We start from the raw sequence: 13,116 nt of genomic DNA, 5'->3' as shown, positions 1-13,116 counted from the left end.
CTAGGCAGTGTACGTAAATGCACGGTCCGATGCCGCATCGTTGCGGACGTCGAACCTTAACCGCAGGTCAATGCGCCGGTCATGACGAGCACAGGAATCCGCGCATGACACCATAGAGTGCGTGCCGACAACTCCCAAGAAGCCGCCTTCCCCCGCGAGCGGGGCATCTCCCGTCGTGGTGATGATCGGTGGCGGCCAGCTCGCGAGGATGACCCACCAGGCGGCCATCGCTTTGGGGCAGACCCTGCGGGTGCTGGCCGCCGGGCCGGAGGAATCCGCTGCCCAGGTCACGCCCGACGTCGTCATCGGCTCCCACACAGACCTGGACGCGCTGCGGCAGGCTGCCGCCGGTGCGTCGGTACTGACGTTCGACCACGAGCACGTGCCGACCGAGCACCTGGAGCAACTCGTGGCCGAGGGGATCACGGTCAATCCACCACCGCAGGCGCTGGTGCATGCCCAGGACAAGCTGCTGATGCGGCGCAAGCTGTACGGGCTGGGCGTCCCGGTGCCGCGCTTCGCCGAGATCACCTCGGTCGCCGACATCGAGGCGTTCGTGCAGCAGATCGACGGTCCGGTGGTGATCAAGACCGTGCGCGGCGGCTATGACGGCAAGGGCGTGGTGATGGCCGACGATCTGGCGTCCGCGCGCGAGACCGTGGCCGGTTACCTGGCCGACGGGGTCGCGGTCATGGCCGAGGAACGTGTCGCGATGCGCCGGGAGTTGGCCGCGCTGGTGGCGCGCTCGCCGTTCGGGCAGGGCGCGGCCTGGCCCGTCGTCGAAACCGTTCAGCGTGACGGCATCTGCGTCGAGGTGTACGCACCGGCCCCCGGACTTTCCGACGAACTCGGCTCGGCCGCACAGGAACTCGGCCTGCGCGTGGCGAACGAGCTGGGCGTCGTCGGGACGCTCGCGGTCGAATTGTTCGAGACCGTCGACGGCACGCTGCTGGTCAACGAGTTGGCGATGCGTCCACACAACTCCGGGCACTGGACCATGGACGGCGCGGTCACCAGCCAATTCGAGCAGCACCTGCGGGCGGTCCTGGACTACCCACTCGGGGACACCTCGGCGATCGCGCCTGCCATCGTGATGGCCAACGTGCTCGGAGCGCCGCAGACGCCGACGATGTCGATGGACGAGCGGTTGCACCACCTCTTCGCGCGGATCCCCGACGCGAAGGTGCACCTGTACGGCAAGGGCGAACGGCCCGGGCGCAAGCTCGGGCACGTCAACATCATCGGCGCGACCATGGACGAACTCCGCGAGCGTGCAGTGCGGGCGGCGCACTGGTTGTCACACGGCGAGTGGACCGACGGATGGGATGAACATGGCGAGTAACCCCCGCGTAGGGCTCATCATGGGCAGCGACAGCGACTGGTCGGTGATGTCCGACGCAGCCGACGCGCTCGCCGAGTTCGAGGTGCCGTTCGAGGTCGGCGTGGTCTCCGCGCACCGCACCCCGCAACGCATGCTCGACTACGCCAGGACCGCGGCCGAACGTGGCATCGAGGTCATCATCGCGGGCGCCGGAGGCGCGGCACACCTGCCCGGCATGGTGGCTTCTGCCACGCCGCTTCCGGTCATCGGGGTTCCGGTGCCACTCGCCCGGTTGGACGGCATGGACTCGCTGCTGTCGATCGTGCAGATGCCCGCCGGCGTGCCGGTGGCCACGGTTTCCATTGGCGGAGCGCGCAATGCGGGCTTGCTGGCCGTTCGGATCCTCGGCTCGTCCGATACCGCGCTGCGGGCTCGGATGGTGAAGTTTCAGGCAGACCTGGAAACCATGGTCTTGGCGAAAGACGCCGCCTTGCGTGATCGCTTGTTGGGCGACGCTTGACGAGACGAGGGCTGAATCAGTCTCCGATGAGCCCGCGTATGCGCGGGGTCAGGGACTCGATCGGTTCATCGGTCGACATCACCACCACTGCGGTGCGGGCGCTACCGCCCCGGTAGATCGGCCAGGTCGCGGCCAGCGCCTCGGCCAGGTCCGACCGTGGGTCGGTCACGTCGCCGCGCAGCCATCGGCGCAGAACATGGTTGTGCGCCGCGACGACGGCGTTGGCGAACAGTTCAGCGCGCAGGCCCGCCGTCCAATCCCCGGTCTGCGCGGCCCGCAGGTGTTTGGTGAACAGCCGGACATACCGTGACACCACGGCGGTTTCGAAGTCGCGCAGCGCCGGTACAGAGCGAGTGAGCCGATACCGCGTCCGGGCCCGCTCGCCCTCGGCGAGATAGTTCTCGAATACCGAGGTGGTTGCCACCGCGATGACTTCCGCGGGGAGCGTCTCGGTCGGCGATGCCGACAACCTCTCGTCGGCGCGCCGCAAGAGCGTTTCGTGATCGGGAAAGATCAGCGCCTCTTTCGACCCGAACTGGCGAAACGCAGTGGTGCGGCCCACCTGTGCCCGCGCGGCGATGTCGTCGACGCTGGTGGCCTCGTACCCACGTTCTTCGAACAGTTCGAATGCCGCGCTGACCAGGCGCTCCCGAGTGCTTGGCAGTTCGGGCATGAGCGCAACCTTTCGTGGGACTGAGTGCCGATGGTATGGTACTGAGTACCAAAACTAGCAGGGCGATGCACTCGATGTGCGGTCCGGGCAACGATGGAAACCAAGAGCTGAAAACGAAGGAGAAGATCATGGCTGGCTGGGCCGGAAACCCATCTTTTGATCTGTTTCAGCTGCCGGAGGAGCACCAGGAGCTTCGGGCGGCGATCAGGGCACTGGCGGAGAAGGAAATTGCGCCGTATGCCGCCGACGTCGACGAGAATGCGCGCTTCCCGTCCGAAGCCCTGCAGGCCCTGACCACCTCGGGTTTCAACGCCATTCACGTGCCCGAGGAGTACGGCGGCCAGGGTGCCGACTCGGTCGCGGCGTGCATCGTGATCGAGGAAGTGGCCCGGGTGGACTGCTCGGCCTCGCTGATCCCTGCGGTCAACAAGCTGGGCACCATGGGCCTGATCCTGCGCGGCTCGGACGAGTTGAAGAAGCAGGTGCTGCCGTCGCTCGCCTCGGGCGACGCGATGGCTTCCTATGCGCTGTCCGAGCGTGAGGCGGGCAGCGACGCCGCGGGCATGCGGACGCGCGCGAAGGCCGACGGTGACGGTTGGATCCTCAACGGCACCAAGTGCTGGATCACCAACGGCGGCAAGTCGACCTGGTACACCGTCATGGCGGTGACCGACCCCGACAAGGGTGCCAACGGTATTTCGGCGTTCATGGTCCACAAGGACGATGAGGGCTTCGTCGTCGGCCCCAAGGAGCGCAAGCTCGGCATCAAGGGCAGCCCGACCACTGAGTTGTACTTCGAGAACTGCCGCGTTCCGGGGGACCGGATCATCGGCGATCCCGGTACCGGATTCAAGACCGCATTGGCGACGCTGGACCACACCCGTCCGACGATCGGCGCGCAAGCCGTGGGTATCGCTCAGGGTGCGTTGGACGCCGCGATCGCCTACACCAAGGACCGCAAGCAGTTCGGCCGTCCGGTCAGCGACAACCAGGGCGTGCAGTTCATGCTCGCCGACATGGCGATGAAGGTGGAAGCCGCACGGTTGATGGTGTACTCAGCCGCAGCGCGGGCCGAGCGAGGCGAGGGCAACCTCGGATTCATCTCGGCGGCCAGCAAGTGCCTCGCCTCGGATGTGGCCATGGAGGTCACCACCGATGCGGTACAGCTGTTCGGCGGCGCCGGCTACACGGTGGACTTCCCCGTCGAGCGGATGATGCGTGACGCCAAGATCACCCAGATCTACGAGGGCACCAACCAGATTCAGCGCGTGGTGATGAGCCGCGCCCTGCTCAAGTAGGCCCGCGAGCAGACGGAAACCTGCCCTTTTTCACGCGAAAAGGGGCAGTTTTCTGTCTGCTCGGCAAGAGAGCGTCAGCCGCGGGTGACTTTCTCCGTGGTGCGACGCCGCTCCTGCGCGCCGGGATCGGGATTGGCCACCTGTACCAGCGACGCACCGGCGGCGAATACCGCGACCAGATGCGCGATGAGCTCGTCGGGAGTATCCCAGCCCGCGGTGGACAACACGCGGTCGCCGGCGGTGAAACCCTGTGCGGCGGCGGCATTCTGAGCTGCCTCCAACACCTCGGCAGCCGATCGCCCGGCCAGCGCGGGGCCGGGGACACGCTCGGGCACGATCTGATCGCCGTGTACCCGCACCGCGGTGGCGTAGTCGGTGACCCCGATGGGAAGATCTGCGGCCGGCTTGCCGAACGGATCCAGCGACAGCACCGCGACCTCGCCTCCGGACACCGCCTCGTCGGCCTCGTCGAGCCGGTCCCGCGTGCACAGAGCCACGTCCGCGTCCCCGTCCAGCACCACTTCGCTACCGATCCACCAGATCCCGAGCAGCACCGCGGCGGTCTGCCAGTGCGCGGGCAGCATCACCGCCACCCGCGTCCCCGGGCCCGCTCCCATCTCGTCGCGCAACAGGTTGGCGGTCTTGGCGGCCCAGTTGGCCATGGTCACCGTGGACAATTCGATCCGCTCACCGGTGGCGTCGTCGTAATAGGTGATCCGCGGCCCGGCCGGGTCCGCGGCCAACAACGGGTCCAGGACCGCAGCGCTGACTGTGCTCATAGCCTCTGGTTTTACTCGACGGCGATCAGTTCACACACTTGGGATCGTCCGAACCCGCGTTGAGGATCGGCGACGGCGGTGGTGGCGGGCTCTGCTCGCCGGTATCGCTGTAGGTGTCGCCGGCGGCAGCCGGATCCACGATGCCCGCGGACGGGTCCATGCCGTCGGAGCCGGGCCCGGTGTAGTCGGCGGCCAGCACCACCCGCACCGCGCCGGGTGGCAGCGACGAATCCTCGTTCACCGGCAACCCGCCGAGATCCTTGGCCACGGCCTGGGCGCCGAGGTCGTCGGACTTGGCGGCCAGCACCTGGCTGGACGTCGGCGGGGCGCCTTCGTGGTTCCCGGTGGGGCCGGGCAGGAACCCCTTGTTGCCGAGCACCTGCGACACCGCGGCGGCCAGGCCGTTGATGTCGGTGCCGTTGACCACCTCGACGGTGGTGTTTTCCGGTGAATAGCTGAGTTGTTCGGTCTTGCCCGCGTCCTGGTCCTGCAACAGGCCCGACACCCACTGGTGAACATCGTCGGGATCCACCCGGACCACGCTCTGCATGCCGTCGTCGCTCCAGCCGTCCTCGCGCAGGATCGGGATGGTGGCGAACGCGACGCTGCCGCCCGCCAGCTTCTGCAGCTGCTCGACGAAGTTCATGATGTCCCAGCCATCGGAGATCACCACCGAGCGCTGTACGGCATTCTGCAGCCGCCCCAGGGTTCCGGGACTGGACAGCGTCTTGCTGGAGATCACGTCATGGGCCAGCGACGCCATCACCGACTGCTGGCGGGTCACCCGGTCGAGGTCGCCACGCGGGAGGTCATGACGCTGCCGAACGAAACTCAGCGCCTGCGGGCCGTTGAGCTTCTGCCAGCCGGCCGGAAAATCGGCACCCGAAAGCGGTTCGTAGACAGCATCTTTCAGGCAGACATTGACGCCACCGAGGGCGTCGGTGATCAACGCGAAGCCGAGCAACCCGATCTCGGCGTAGTGGTCGACGGTGACGCCGGTCAACGAGGCGACGGTCTGGATCAGCTCCTCGCGGGCGGCCTCGGTGGCCTTGGGCTCGGCGACGGCGGGATCCTCGCCCTCGACCTCCACCAGCTGCTTCATCCGCTCGAGCTTGACGTCGCCGAACACGCCGTTGATCTTCATCTTGCCCCAGCCCGGCGCCTCGACATACGAGTCGCGGGGGATGGAGATGGCGGTGGCCGACTTCCCGTTGTTCGGGATACGCACCAGGATGATGGTGTCGGTGTTGGTCGAGACGTCGTCTCCGGCCCGCAACGTTTCCAGCTCTTCCTGCGACAGCGGGTTGCCGTGGGCATCGGTGCGACTATCCATGCCTACCAGCAGGATGTCGATGGCCCCGTCCTCGCCGCCGCCGCCGAGCGCCGCCGAGCTGATGTGGTTGATGCCGGATTCGAACGAGCGGATCTGGGTCCAGGCCACCCCTGTTCCGAGCACCACGGCCGACGCCGTGGCGACAGCAAGGGAGCGGAGGAGGGGGATACGCACGGTGCCCAGGCTACTTGCGGCTCGGACGTGAGCCGGGTAACGCGGACCGGCGTGCCAGACTCGGCGCATGGCGAAACGGATTGTGATCACCGGGGCCGGCGGCATGGTCGGCCGGGTATTGGCTGATCAGGGACGTCGTGAGGGCCGTGACGTGCTGGCCCTGAGCTCTGCTGAATGTGATGTCACCAACCCCGACTCGGTCCGGCAATTCGTCGAACCCGGCGATGTGGTGATCAACTGCGCGGCATATACGCAGGTGGATGCTGCCGAAACCGACCAGGCCACGGCCAACGCCGTCAACGCACTCGGTCCGGGCAACATCGCTACGGTGTGCGCGCACGTCGGCGCCCGTCTGGTGCACATCTCCACTGATTATGTGTTCGGCATCTCACGGGAGCGTCGTACGCCGTATGAGGTCGACGACGTGACCGGCCCGGTCAACGTCTACGGCCACACCAAGCTGGCCGGGGAACACGCAGTGCTGGCCGCCAAACCGGACGCGCACGTCGTCCGCACCGCCTGGGTGTATCGCGGTGGCGACGGGAAAGACTTCGTGGCGACCATGCGCAGGCTGGCGGCCGGAGACGGCCCGGTGGATGTGGTCGCCGACCAGACCGGGTCGCCGACCTATACCGGCGACCTGGTGACGGCGCTGCTGCAGATCGCCGACGGCGGTGTGCGGCCCGGCGTGCTGCATGCCGTCAACACCGGACCGGCCAGCCGGTTCGATCTGGCGCGACAGACCTTCGCCGCAGTCGGGGCCGATCCCGAGCGGGTCCGTCCGGTCGACAGTGGCCGCCATCCACGGCCCGCGCCGCGCCCCGCCTACACCGTGCTGTCGGCGCTCCGATCCGCCGAGGCCGGGCTGACCCCGTTGCGGGATTGGCGGGAAGCGCTGGAGGCAGCGGTTGGAAATGAGGACCCGTCCGGCCCGCTACCCTCTACGCCGTGACTGAGGATGCGGTCCGCCCGCTCGTGGTGGTGACGGTGACGTACTCGCCTGGCCCACACCTTGACCGTTTCCTGGCGTCGCTGGCGTTGGCCACCGATCGGCCGGTGAAGGTCATCATGGCCGACAACGGCTCGACGGACGGAACGCCTGAACAGGCCGAAAAGCACTACCCGAACGTGCAGCTCCTGCGCACCGGCGGCAATTTGGGTTACGGCAGTGCGGTCAACCGCGGCGCGGCCCAGATATCGGATGCCGAGTGCTCGGAATTTTTTGTCATCGCCAACCCCGACGTGCAGTGGGGGCCTCATTCGATCGACCTGCTGCTCGACGCCGCCCACCGGTGGCCGCAGGCCGGGGCATTCGGACCGCTGATCCATGATCCCGATGGGTCGGTCTACCCGTCGGCACGCCACCAGCCCAGCCTGATCCGCGGTGGCATGCACGCCGTGGTGGGCCCGTTCTGGAAATCGAACCCGTGGACCGCGGCCTACCGGCAGGACCGGCAACAGCCGAGTGAGCGTGAAGTGGGCTGGCTGTCCGGTTCGTGCCTGCTGATGCGCCGGGCCGCCTTCGACGCGGTCGGCGGGTTCGACGAGCGCTACTTCATGTATATGGAAGACGTCGACCTCGGCGACCGGGTCGCCCGGGCCGGCTGGCAGAACGTCTACGTGCCGTCGGCGGAGGTGCTGCATCACAAGGGGCACTCCACCGGCCGTGATCCGGCGCGCAACTTGGCCGCCCATCACCGCAGTACCTACACTTTCTTGGCCGATCGATACCCGGCAGCCTGGCAGGCGCCGTTACGGTGGACAATTCGGGGCGCGCTGGCAGCACGTGCGGGCCTGGTGGTCGGTAGTTCTCGACGTAAACAGGCGAAAGGGCACTGACGTGATCAATCCCGCGGAGGTGGACGCTGTCGTCCTCGTCGGTGGACGAGGCACCAGGCTGCGGCCCCTCACCCTCTCGGCGCCCAAGCCGATGTTGCCGACTGCAGGCGTGCCGTTCCTGACTCACCTACTGGCGCGGATCGCCGAGGCCGGTATCACACACGTGGTGATGGGCACCTCGTACAAGGCCGAGGTATTCGAGGAGGCGTTCGGCGACGGCTCCGAGCTGGGGCTCGAGATCGAATACGTCACCGAGACAGAGGCACTCGGCACCGGTGGTGCCATCGCGAACGTGGCCGACAAATTGCGCTACGACACGGCGATGGTGTTCAACGGTGACGTCCTGTCGGCGGCCGACCTCGGCGCGTTACTGGAGTCACACGACACCCACCAGGCCGACCTCACGCTGCACCTGGTGCGCGTCAGTGATCCGCGTGCGTTCGGCTGTGTGCCCACCGACGCCGACGGACGCGTGACGGCATTCCTGGAGAAGACCCAGGACCCGCCGACCGACCAGATCAACGCCGGCTGCTACGTGTTCAAAAAGCATGTCATCGAACAGATTCCGAAGGGCCGGCCGGTGTCGGTCGAACGCGAGGTGTTCCCCGGCCTGCTCACCGACGGATTGAAGGTGTGCGGATATGTCGACGCCTCCTATTGGCGCGACATGGGTACACCCGAGGATTTCGTCCGCGGCTCCGCCGATCTGGTCCGTGGCATCGCACCAACGCCGGCCCTCAACGGGCAACGCGGTGAGTCACTGGTGCACGAAGGGGCGGCGGTCGCCCCGGGCGCATTGCTGATCGGTGGCACCGTGGTGGGGCGCGGCGCCGAGATCGGTGCCGGCGCACGGCTGGACGGCGCGGTGATCTTCGACGGGGTGCGCGTGGAAGCCGGTGCGGTGATTGAACGTTCGATCATCGGCTTCGGTGCCCGCATAGGCCCGCGGGCACTGATCCGCGACGGCGTGATCGGTGACGGCGCCGACATCGGTGCGCGCTGCGAACTGTTGCGCGGTGCCAGGGTATGGCCCGGCGTGGCCATCCCGGACGGTGGTATCCGGTACTCCACCGACGTGTAGACCGCGCTGTCGGCGGGGTTGCGTTGGCGTTGCCTCGCGCCGAAACTACGCCTTCTGACGAGTTTGGGCGGAAATCCGTCAGAAACCGTAGTCTCGGCGATCGAGAAAGTGTATTTGCGGGCCCCCGCGGAGCCTTAGGCTTTGATGGTCGAAAGGGGAGGGCCATGTTCATCGGACACCGGATCGTACGGGAGGTCTTCCGGCGCACAGTGGTGGCGCCGCTTGCGGCACTGGTGGTGCTCGGAGCGGGTTTGGGGGCTACCGCGCCAGAGGCGGGTGCCTGGCCCATTCCGCTGACCGCACAGGACACGAACTATCTCAAAGCCACGCGCGGCGTCTTTCCCGGCGACGACGACCAGTTGCTGACCGTGGGCCGCCAGATGTGCCGCGATCTCTACACCGGCCAGCCCGCCCAGGCGGTGATCGACCAGACTGCGGCCCAGTACGGGGCCACACCGGAGCAGACCGCGGTTGCACTGCGCGCTGCCCGCCGGGCGTACTGTACGCAGGCTCCGGGCTAGGCGGATTCCGCTGCCGCGGCGGCCAGTTGGGTCAGGCCGAAGTCGGTACCCTCGGGCAGCGCGTCCAGGGGCCACCACCGAAGATCCAAAGATTCGTCACTGCACGCGATCTCGGCACCCGCCGGAGACCGCACCACGAACTGCATGTCGAGATGACGGGTCGGTACACCCAGTGAACAGGTCACCGGATGTACGTGCAGTGCGGCCAATTGCGGGTCGATGGACAACCCGCTGATGCCGGACTCCTCGGTGGCCTCGCGCAATGCAGCTGCGCGAATGTCGGAATCCGTTTCCTCACAATGCCCGCCGAGTTGCAGCCACCGGCCGAAGCGGGGATGCAGCGTGAGCAACGTCTGGGTCCCGGTGTGGTCGACGACCAGTGCCGAGGCGGTGATGTGGCCGGGGACGCACGCCCGCAGGCAGGCATCGGGACGGGCCGCGAGAAACGACAGCACCGCATGCCGCAGCGTGTCCTGGCCGGGATCGGCTGTCTGCCAATGCGTCAGCACCTCGACGGCGGAGGCATGCAGGCTCTCGGCGCTCACTTCACCACCAGCAGGCCATCGGTGGATACCGGGTCGCGAGGTGGCTGCGGATCGTCGGGGTGACCGATCGCGATGGCCCCCAAAGGCTCCCAATCCGACGGAAGATCGAGCTCGGAACGGACCAGATCGCCGGCGAAGATCGTGGAGCCGATCCAGCAGCTGCCCACCTCTCGCACCGCCAGCGCCACCAGCAGGGCTTGGACCGCCGCACCCACGGCGACCGTGAACATGGTGTGCTCGGCCTGGGTACGGGCGTCGTCGGGATAGCTGTGGGCTCCGTCGGGAACCATGAAGGGAATCACCAGTTCCGGAGCATCGTAAAGGATCTGGCCGCGGTTCAGGCGTCGTTCGACGGATTCGGGATCTCGGCCGTCCCCGGCGAGATCGGCGCGCCACTTGTCCTTCATCCGGTCCAACAGCCGCACGCGGGCGGCGCCGTCGCGCACCCAGACGAAACGCACCGGGCGGGTGTGATGTGGTGCGGGCGCGGTGAGTGCCTCGCCGACGGCAGCTTCGATGAGTGCGTGATCGACCGGTTCATCGGAGAATGTGCGCACCGAACGACGGAGGAGCTGAGCTTGCCTGCGCCCCATCTCGATTGCCTCGGCCGTACCGAGCCAGAACAGATCGTCCTCGCCGGAGCGCAACAGCGTGCGCGCGTTCGAACCGTCATCGGTCAGATCCAGCCCGCGTACCACTGCGACGGGGATCGCGGTGAGCTTGCCTTTCACCAGATCGGCTGCGGCGGCGATCTCGTCGGCCACTGCGACCTCGGTGACCAGCAGTTCGTTGCCGTGCCGGTCATGAGCGCCCGCGTAACCGTGCAGCACGGTGAGCCCGGAGGCGCCGATCGCGAAATCGGCTTGGCCATTGCGCCAGGCGCGGCCCATGGTGTCGGTGATCACGACAGCGACGGTGACGCCGAGTCGCTCACGCAGGCCTTCACGTAACGCCTGCGCGCTGCTGTCGGGATCGGTTGGCAGCAGCGCCAACTCGTTCGAGTCGACATTGGAGCCGTCGACTCCCGCGGCGGCTTGGACCAGCCCGATGGCGTTCTCGGTGATCAGGGTTCGACCCTTGCGTGCGAGTACGCGAACCGCCTCGCCGTCGATCAGCTTGCGTCGCATGGCGTCACGCTCGTCGGGATCGGAAGGTGCGGTGACGATGCGGCCTTCACACTTGGAGACGATCTTGCTGGTGACAACCAGCACATCTCCGTCGCTCAACCATGGTGCCGCCTCGGCGAGCGCAGCGGCCAGATCATCTCCGGGGCGGAACTCGGGAAGCCCTGGTACGGGCAGAATCTCGACCCGATCGGCCGATCCGTGCTCGGTGCTCACAGCGGGACGCCGGCCAGGTCGAGGCCGGCCCGCACCATCTCGGCGGTGGCCGACGGATCCGTCATCAGCAGTGGCACCGCGCGCACCTGGACGCCCTCGATCTCGGCATCGTCACCCTCGTGTACCAGCCAGCCGTCCAGGATTCCCGTGCCCGACCGGGCGCCGAAGTGCCGGCCGACGGCCTGTGAGGTGGATTCCACACCGATGATGGACAGGCACTCATCAGCCATGCCGCGCAAGGGTTTTCCGTCGATGATGGGGGAGTAGCCGACCACCGGCGCCTTGGTCGAGCGCAGTGCGCCGCGGACGCCGGGGATCTGCAGGATCGGCCCGATGCTCACGACCGGATTCGACGGTGCCAGCAACACCACGTCCGCATCGGCGATCGCCTCGGCGACGCCCGGCGCCGCGGTTGCCTGTTCCGCACCGACGAACGCAAAGCTGTGCGAGGGCACCTGCGCGCGATAGCGCACCCACCACTCCTGGAAGTGGATGGCCCGTTTCTCGGCGTCTTCGGGGTCGGTGATGACCACGTGGGTCTCACTGCGGTCGTCGGTGACGGGCAGCAGCCGCGCTCCCGGCGACCAGCGCTTGCACAATGCCTCGGTGACCTGCGACAACGGGTAGCCGGCGCGCAGCATCTGGGTGCGGACCAAATGGGTGGCCAGGTCCCGGTCACCCAGGCCGAACCAGTCGGGTTGCACGCCGTAGGCGGCGAGTTCCTCCTTGGCGTGCCAGGTCTCGTCGCGGTGACCCCAGCCGCGTTCGGGATCGATACCGCCGCCCAGGGTGTACATGCAGGTGTCGAGGTCCGGGCAGATCCGGACGCCGTGCATCCAGGCGTCGTCACCCACGTTCACGATCGCGGTGAGTTCGTGCTTGCTGTCGCTCTCGGCGAACTGGCCGAGGCCCAACAGATGCTGTACCCCCAGCAAAAACCGGGCGCCTCCGACGCCGCCGACCAGAACGGTGATCTTCACAACGTCCGACCCTAAGCGCTGAGGGCGCGCGGATGGAAACGACGTCGTCACGGGCAGGACACGCCGATGTCGCGACGCGCCGATTTGACATAACGAGATGGTATGAATTCGCGCTCTGGCGCTTGACCCCGGCAGCTAACACGTGTGTAATCACATATGTGTCATTTCCCGGTCGGTGACCGATTCCGGTGTCGCGGACCGAGATTCGATCAACTGTTCGAATGGGGTGACCGCATATCGCAAGGGTGGGGCTCCACTTAGGATCTACGAGACCGAGTGAGGAGGCGGGGGATAATGTCTTATGAGAGCGGCGATTTCGATCATGTGGTCCGGTTTGACGATCGGCTACTCGGCTCGGTAGACAACGCACCGCACATCAACACGGGAACGACACCGATGGAGGCGGCCGGACGTCCTCAATTGAGTCTGGTTCCGGTGAGTTCGGTATCCGAACACATTGATGTTGATCCGGAAGACGAAGACGACCAATGGCAGGAACGTGCGCTTTGCGCACAGACCGACCCGGAGGCGTTCTTTCCGGAGAAGGGCGGGTCTACCCGCGAGGCCAAGCGCATCTGCCAAGGCTGCGAGGTCAAGGATGCCTGCCTTGACTATGCGCTCGCGCACGATGAGCGTTTCGGCATCTGGGGCGGATTGTCCGAACGCGAGCGCCGCCGGCTCAAACGCGGCATCATCTGACGCTCTCCGGCAG

The 13,116-nt window shown here is 67.0% G+C and carries 14 protein-coding genes; 8 read left to right on the top strand and 6 right to left on the bottom strand.

The window, feature by feature from the left end:
* Positions 1–121: 121 nt before the first annotated feature.
* Positions 122–1,342 carry a 5-(carboxyamino)imidazole ribonucleotide synthase gene (locus tag ACZYZF_RS28515; RefSeq protein ID WP_463837476.1) on the top strand — a complete coding sequence of 407 codons (1,221 nt, stop codon included), beginning with the start codon at positions 122–124 and terminating at the stop codon, positions 1,340–1,342.
* Positions 1,326–1,841 (top strand): 5-(carboxyamino)imidazole ribonucleotide mutase, encoded by a 516-nt coding sequence (purE, locus tag ACZYZF_RS28510; RefSeq protein WP_463837475.1) that lies wholly within the window; start codon positions 1,326–1,328, stop codon positions 1,839–1,841. Before ACZYZF_RS28515 ends, purE begins: the two co-directional genes overlap by 17 nt.
* A 16-nt stretch (positions 1,842–1,857) precedes the next feature.
* Here the strand turns inward: purE and ACZYZF_RS28505 are convergent, their stop codons facing one another.
* A complete protein-coding gene (locus ACZYZF_RS28505; protein ID WP_463744651.1) occupies positions 1,858–2,514 on the bottom strand; it encodes a TetR/AcrR family transcriptional regulator in 657 nt (218 codons plus the stop codon).
* A gap of 128 nt (positions 2,515–2,642) precedes the next feature.
* Here ACZYZF_RS28505 and ACZYZF_RS28500 point away from each other — a divergent pair, with 128 nt between their 5' ends.
* Positions 2,643–3,812, top strand: coding sequence for an acyl-CoA dehydrogenase (locus tag ACZYZF_RS28500; protein ID WP_463744650.1), 1,170 nt, complete (start codon positions 2,643–2,645; stop codon positions 3,810–3,812).
* Positions 3,813–3,886: 74 nt separating this feature from the next.
* Here ACZYZF_RS28500 and ACZYZF_RS28495 read toward each other — a convergent pair whose 3' ends face one another.
* Together ACZYZF_RS28495 and ACZYZF_RS28490 are read right to left on the bottom strand one after the other, a co-directional pair.
* Positions 3,887–4,591 (bottom strand): TIGR03089 family protein, encoded by a 705-nt coding sequence (locus ACZYZF_RS28495; protein WP_463837474.1) that lies wholly within the window; start codon positions 4,589–4,591, stop codon positions 3,887–3,889.
* Between the two features lie 25 nt (positions 4,592–4,616).
* Positions 4,617–6,098, bottom strand: a complete 1,482-nt coding sequence (locus ACZYZF_RS28490; protein ID WP_463744648.1) for an LCP family protein — start codon at positions 6,096–6,098, stop codon at positions 4,617–4,619.
* Between the two features lie 67 nt (positions 6,099–6,165).
* On the opposite strand from ACZYZF_RS28490, the gene rfbD reads away from it, so the two are divergent.
* The 4 genes from rfbD (at position 6,166) to ACZYZF_RS28470 (ending at position 9,539) form a co-directional block, all read left to right on the top strand.
* Positions 6,166–7,050 (top strand): dTDP-4-dehydrorhamnose reductase, encoded by an 885-nt coding sequence (gene rfbD / locus ACZYZF_RS28485; RefSeq protein ID WP_463837472.1) that lies wholly within the window; start codon positions 6,166–6,168, stop codon positions 7,048–7,050.
* Entirely contained in the window at positions 7,047–7,937 is an 891-nt protein-coding gene (locus ACZYZF_RS28480) for a glycosyltransferase family 2 protein (RefSeq protein WP_463744646.1), read from the top strand. Before rfbD ends, ACZYZF_RS28480 begins: the two co-directional genes overlap by 4 nt.
* 1 nt (position 7,938) lies before the next feature.
* A complete protein-coding gene (gene manB / locus ACZYZF_RS28475; RefSeq protein WP_463744645.1) occupies positions 7,939–9,018 on the top strand; it encodes a mannose-1-phosphate guanylyltransferase in 1,080 nt (359 codons plus the stop codon).
* Between the two features lie 164 nt (positions 9,019–9,182).
* Entirely contained in the window at positions 9,183–9,539 is a 357-nt protein-coding gene (locus ACZYZF_RS28470; protein ID WP_463744644.1) for a DUF732 domain-containing protein, read from the top strand.
* Here ACZYZF_RS28470 and ACZYZF_RS28465 read toward each other — a convergent pair.
* Genes ACZYZF_RS28465 through cofD form a run of 3 tightly spaced genes read right to left on the bottom strand, consistent with a single transcriptional unit; the run spans position 9,536 to position 12,404 of the window.
* The gene (locus ACZYZF_RS28465) at positions 9,536–10,084 is read right to left on the bottom strand and encodes an NUDIX hydrolase (RefSeq protein WP_463744643.1); all 549 of its coding nucleotides are present in this window, start codon (positions 10,082–10,084) and stop codon (positions 9,536–9,538) included. The two genes, ACZYZF_RS28470 and ACZYZF_RS28465, sit on opposite strands and share 4 nt — an antisense overlap.
* A complete protein-coding gene (locus ACZYZF_RS28460) occupies positions 10,081–11,424 on the bottom strand; it encodes a coenzyme F420-0:L-glutamate ligase (protein ID WP_463837471.1) in 1,344 nt (447 codons plus the stop codon). The genes ACZYZF_RS28465 and ACZYZF_RS28460 overlap by 4 nt, the downstream gene beginning before the upstream one ends.
* The gene (cofD, locus tag ACZYZF_RS28455; RefSeq protein ID WP_463837470.1) at positions 11,421–12,404 is read right to left on the bottom strand and encodes a 2-phospho-L-lactate transferase; all 984 of its coding nucleotides are present in this window, start codon (positions 12,402–12,404) and stop codon (positions 11,421–11,423) included. Before cofD ends, ACZYZF_RS28460 begins: the two co-directional genes overlap by 4 nt.
* 294 nt (positions 12,405–12,698) lie before the next feature.
* Between cofD and ACZYZF_RS28450 the strand changes: the two genes are divergently transcribed.
* On the top strand, positions 12,699–13,103 hold the full coding sequence (locus ACZYZF_RS28450) for a WhiB family transcriptional regulator (RefSeq protein WP_463744640.1): 405 nt from the start codon (positions 12,699–12,701) through the stop codon (positions 13,101–13,103).
* The last annotated feature ends 13 nt before the right edge of the window (positions 13,104–13,116 follow it).

It is taken from the genome of Mycobacterium sp. IDUB_24 (assembly GCF_055419385.1).
Note: the sequence above shows the minus strand (reverse complement) of the source record. Positions and strands in the feature narration are given on the sequence as shown.

Excerpts from the sequence above, each read along its gene's own strand:
- rfbD (WP_463837472.1), top strand. The coding sequence starts at position 6,166 with ATGGCGAAACGGATTGTGATCACCGGGGCCGGCGGCATGGTCGGCCGG.
- purE (WP_463837475.1), top strand. The coding sequence starts at position 1,326 with ATGAACATGGCGAGTAACCCCCGCGTAGGGCTCATCATGGGCAGCGAC.
- ACZYZF_RS28470 (WP_463744644.1), top strand. The coding sequence starts at position 9,183 with ATGTTCATCGGACACCGGATCGTACGGGAGGTCTTCCGGCGCACAGTG.
- ACZYZF_RS28495 (WP_463837474.1), bottom strand. The coding sequence starts at position 4,591 with ATGAGCACAGTCAGCGCTGCGGTCCTGGACCCGTTGTTGGCCGCGGAC.
- ACZYZF_RS28505 (WP_463744651.1), bottom strand. The coding sequence starts at position 2,514 with ATGCCCGAACTGCCAAGCACTCGGGAGCGCCTGGTCAGCGCGGCATTC.
- ACZYZF_RS28500 (WP_463744650.1), top strand. The coding sequence starts at position 2,643 with ATGGCTGGCTGGGCCGGAAACCCATCTTTTGATCTGTTTCAGCTGCCG.
- ACZYZF_RS28450 (WP_463744640.1), top strand. The coding sequence starts at position 12,699 with ATGTCTTATGAGAGCGGCGATTTCGATCATGTGGTCCGGTTTGACGAT.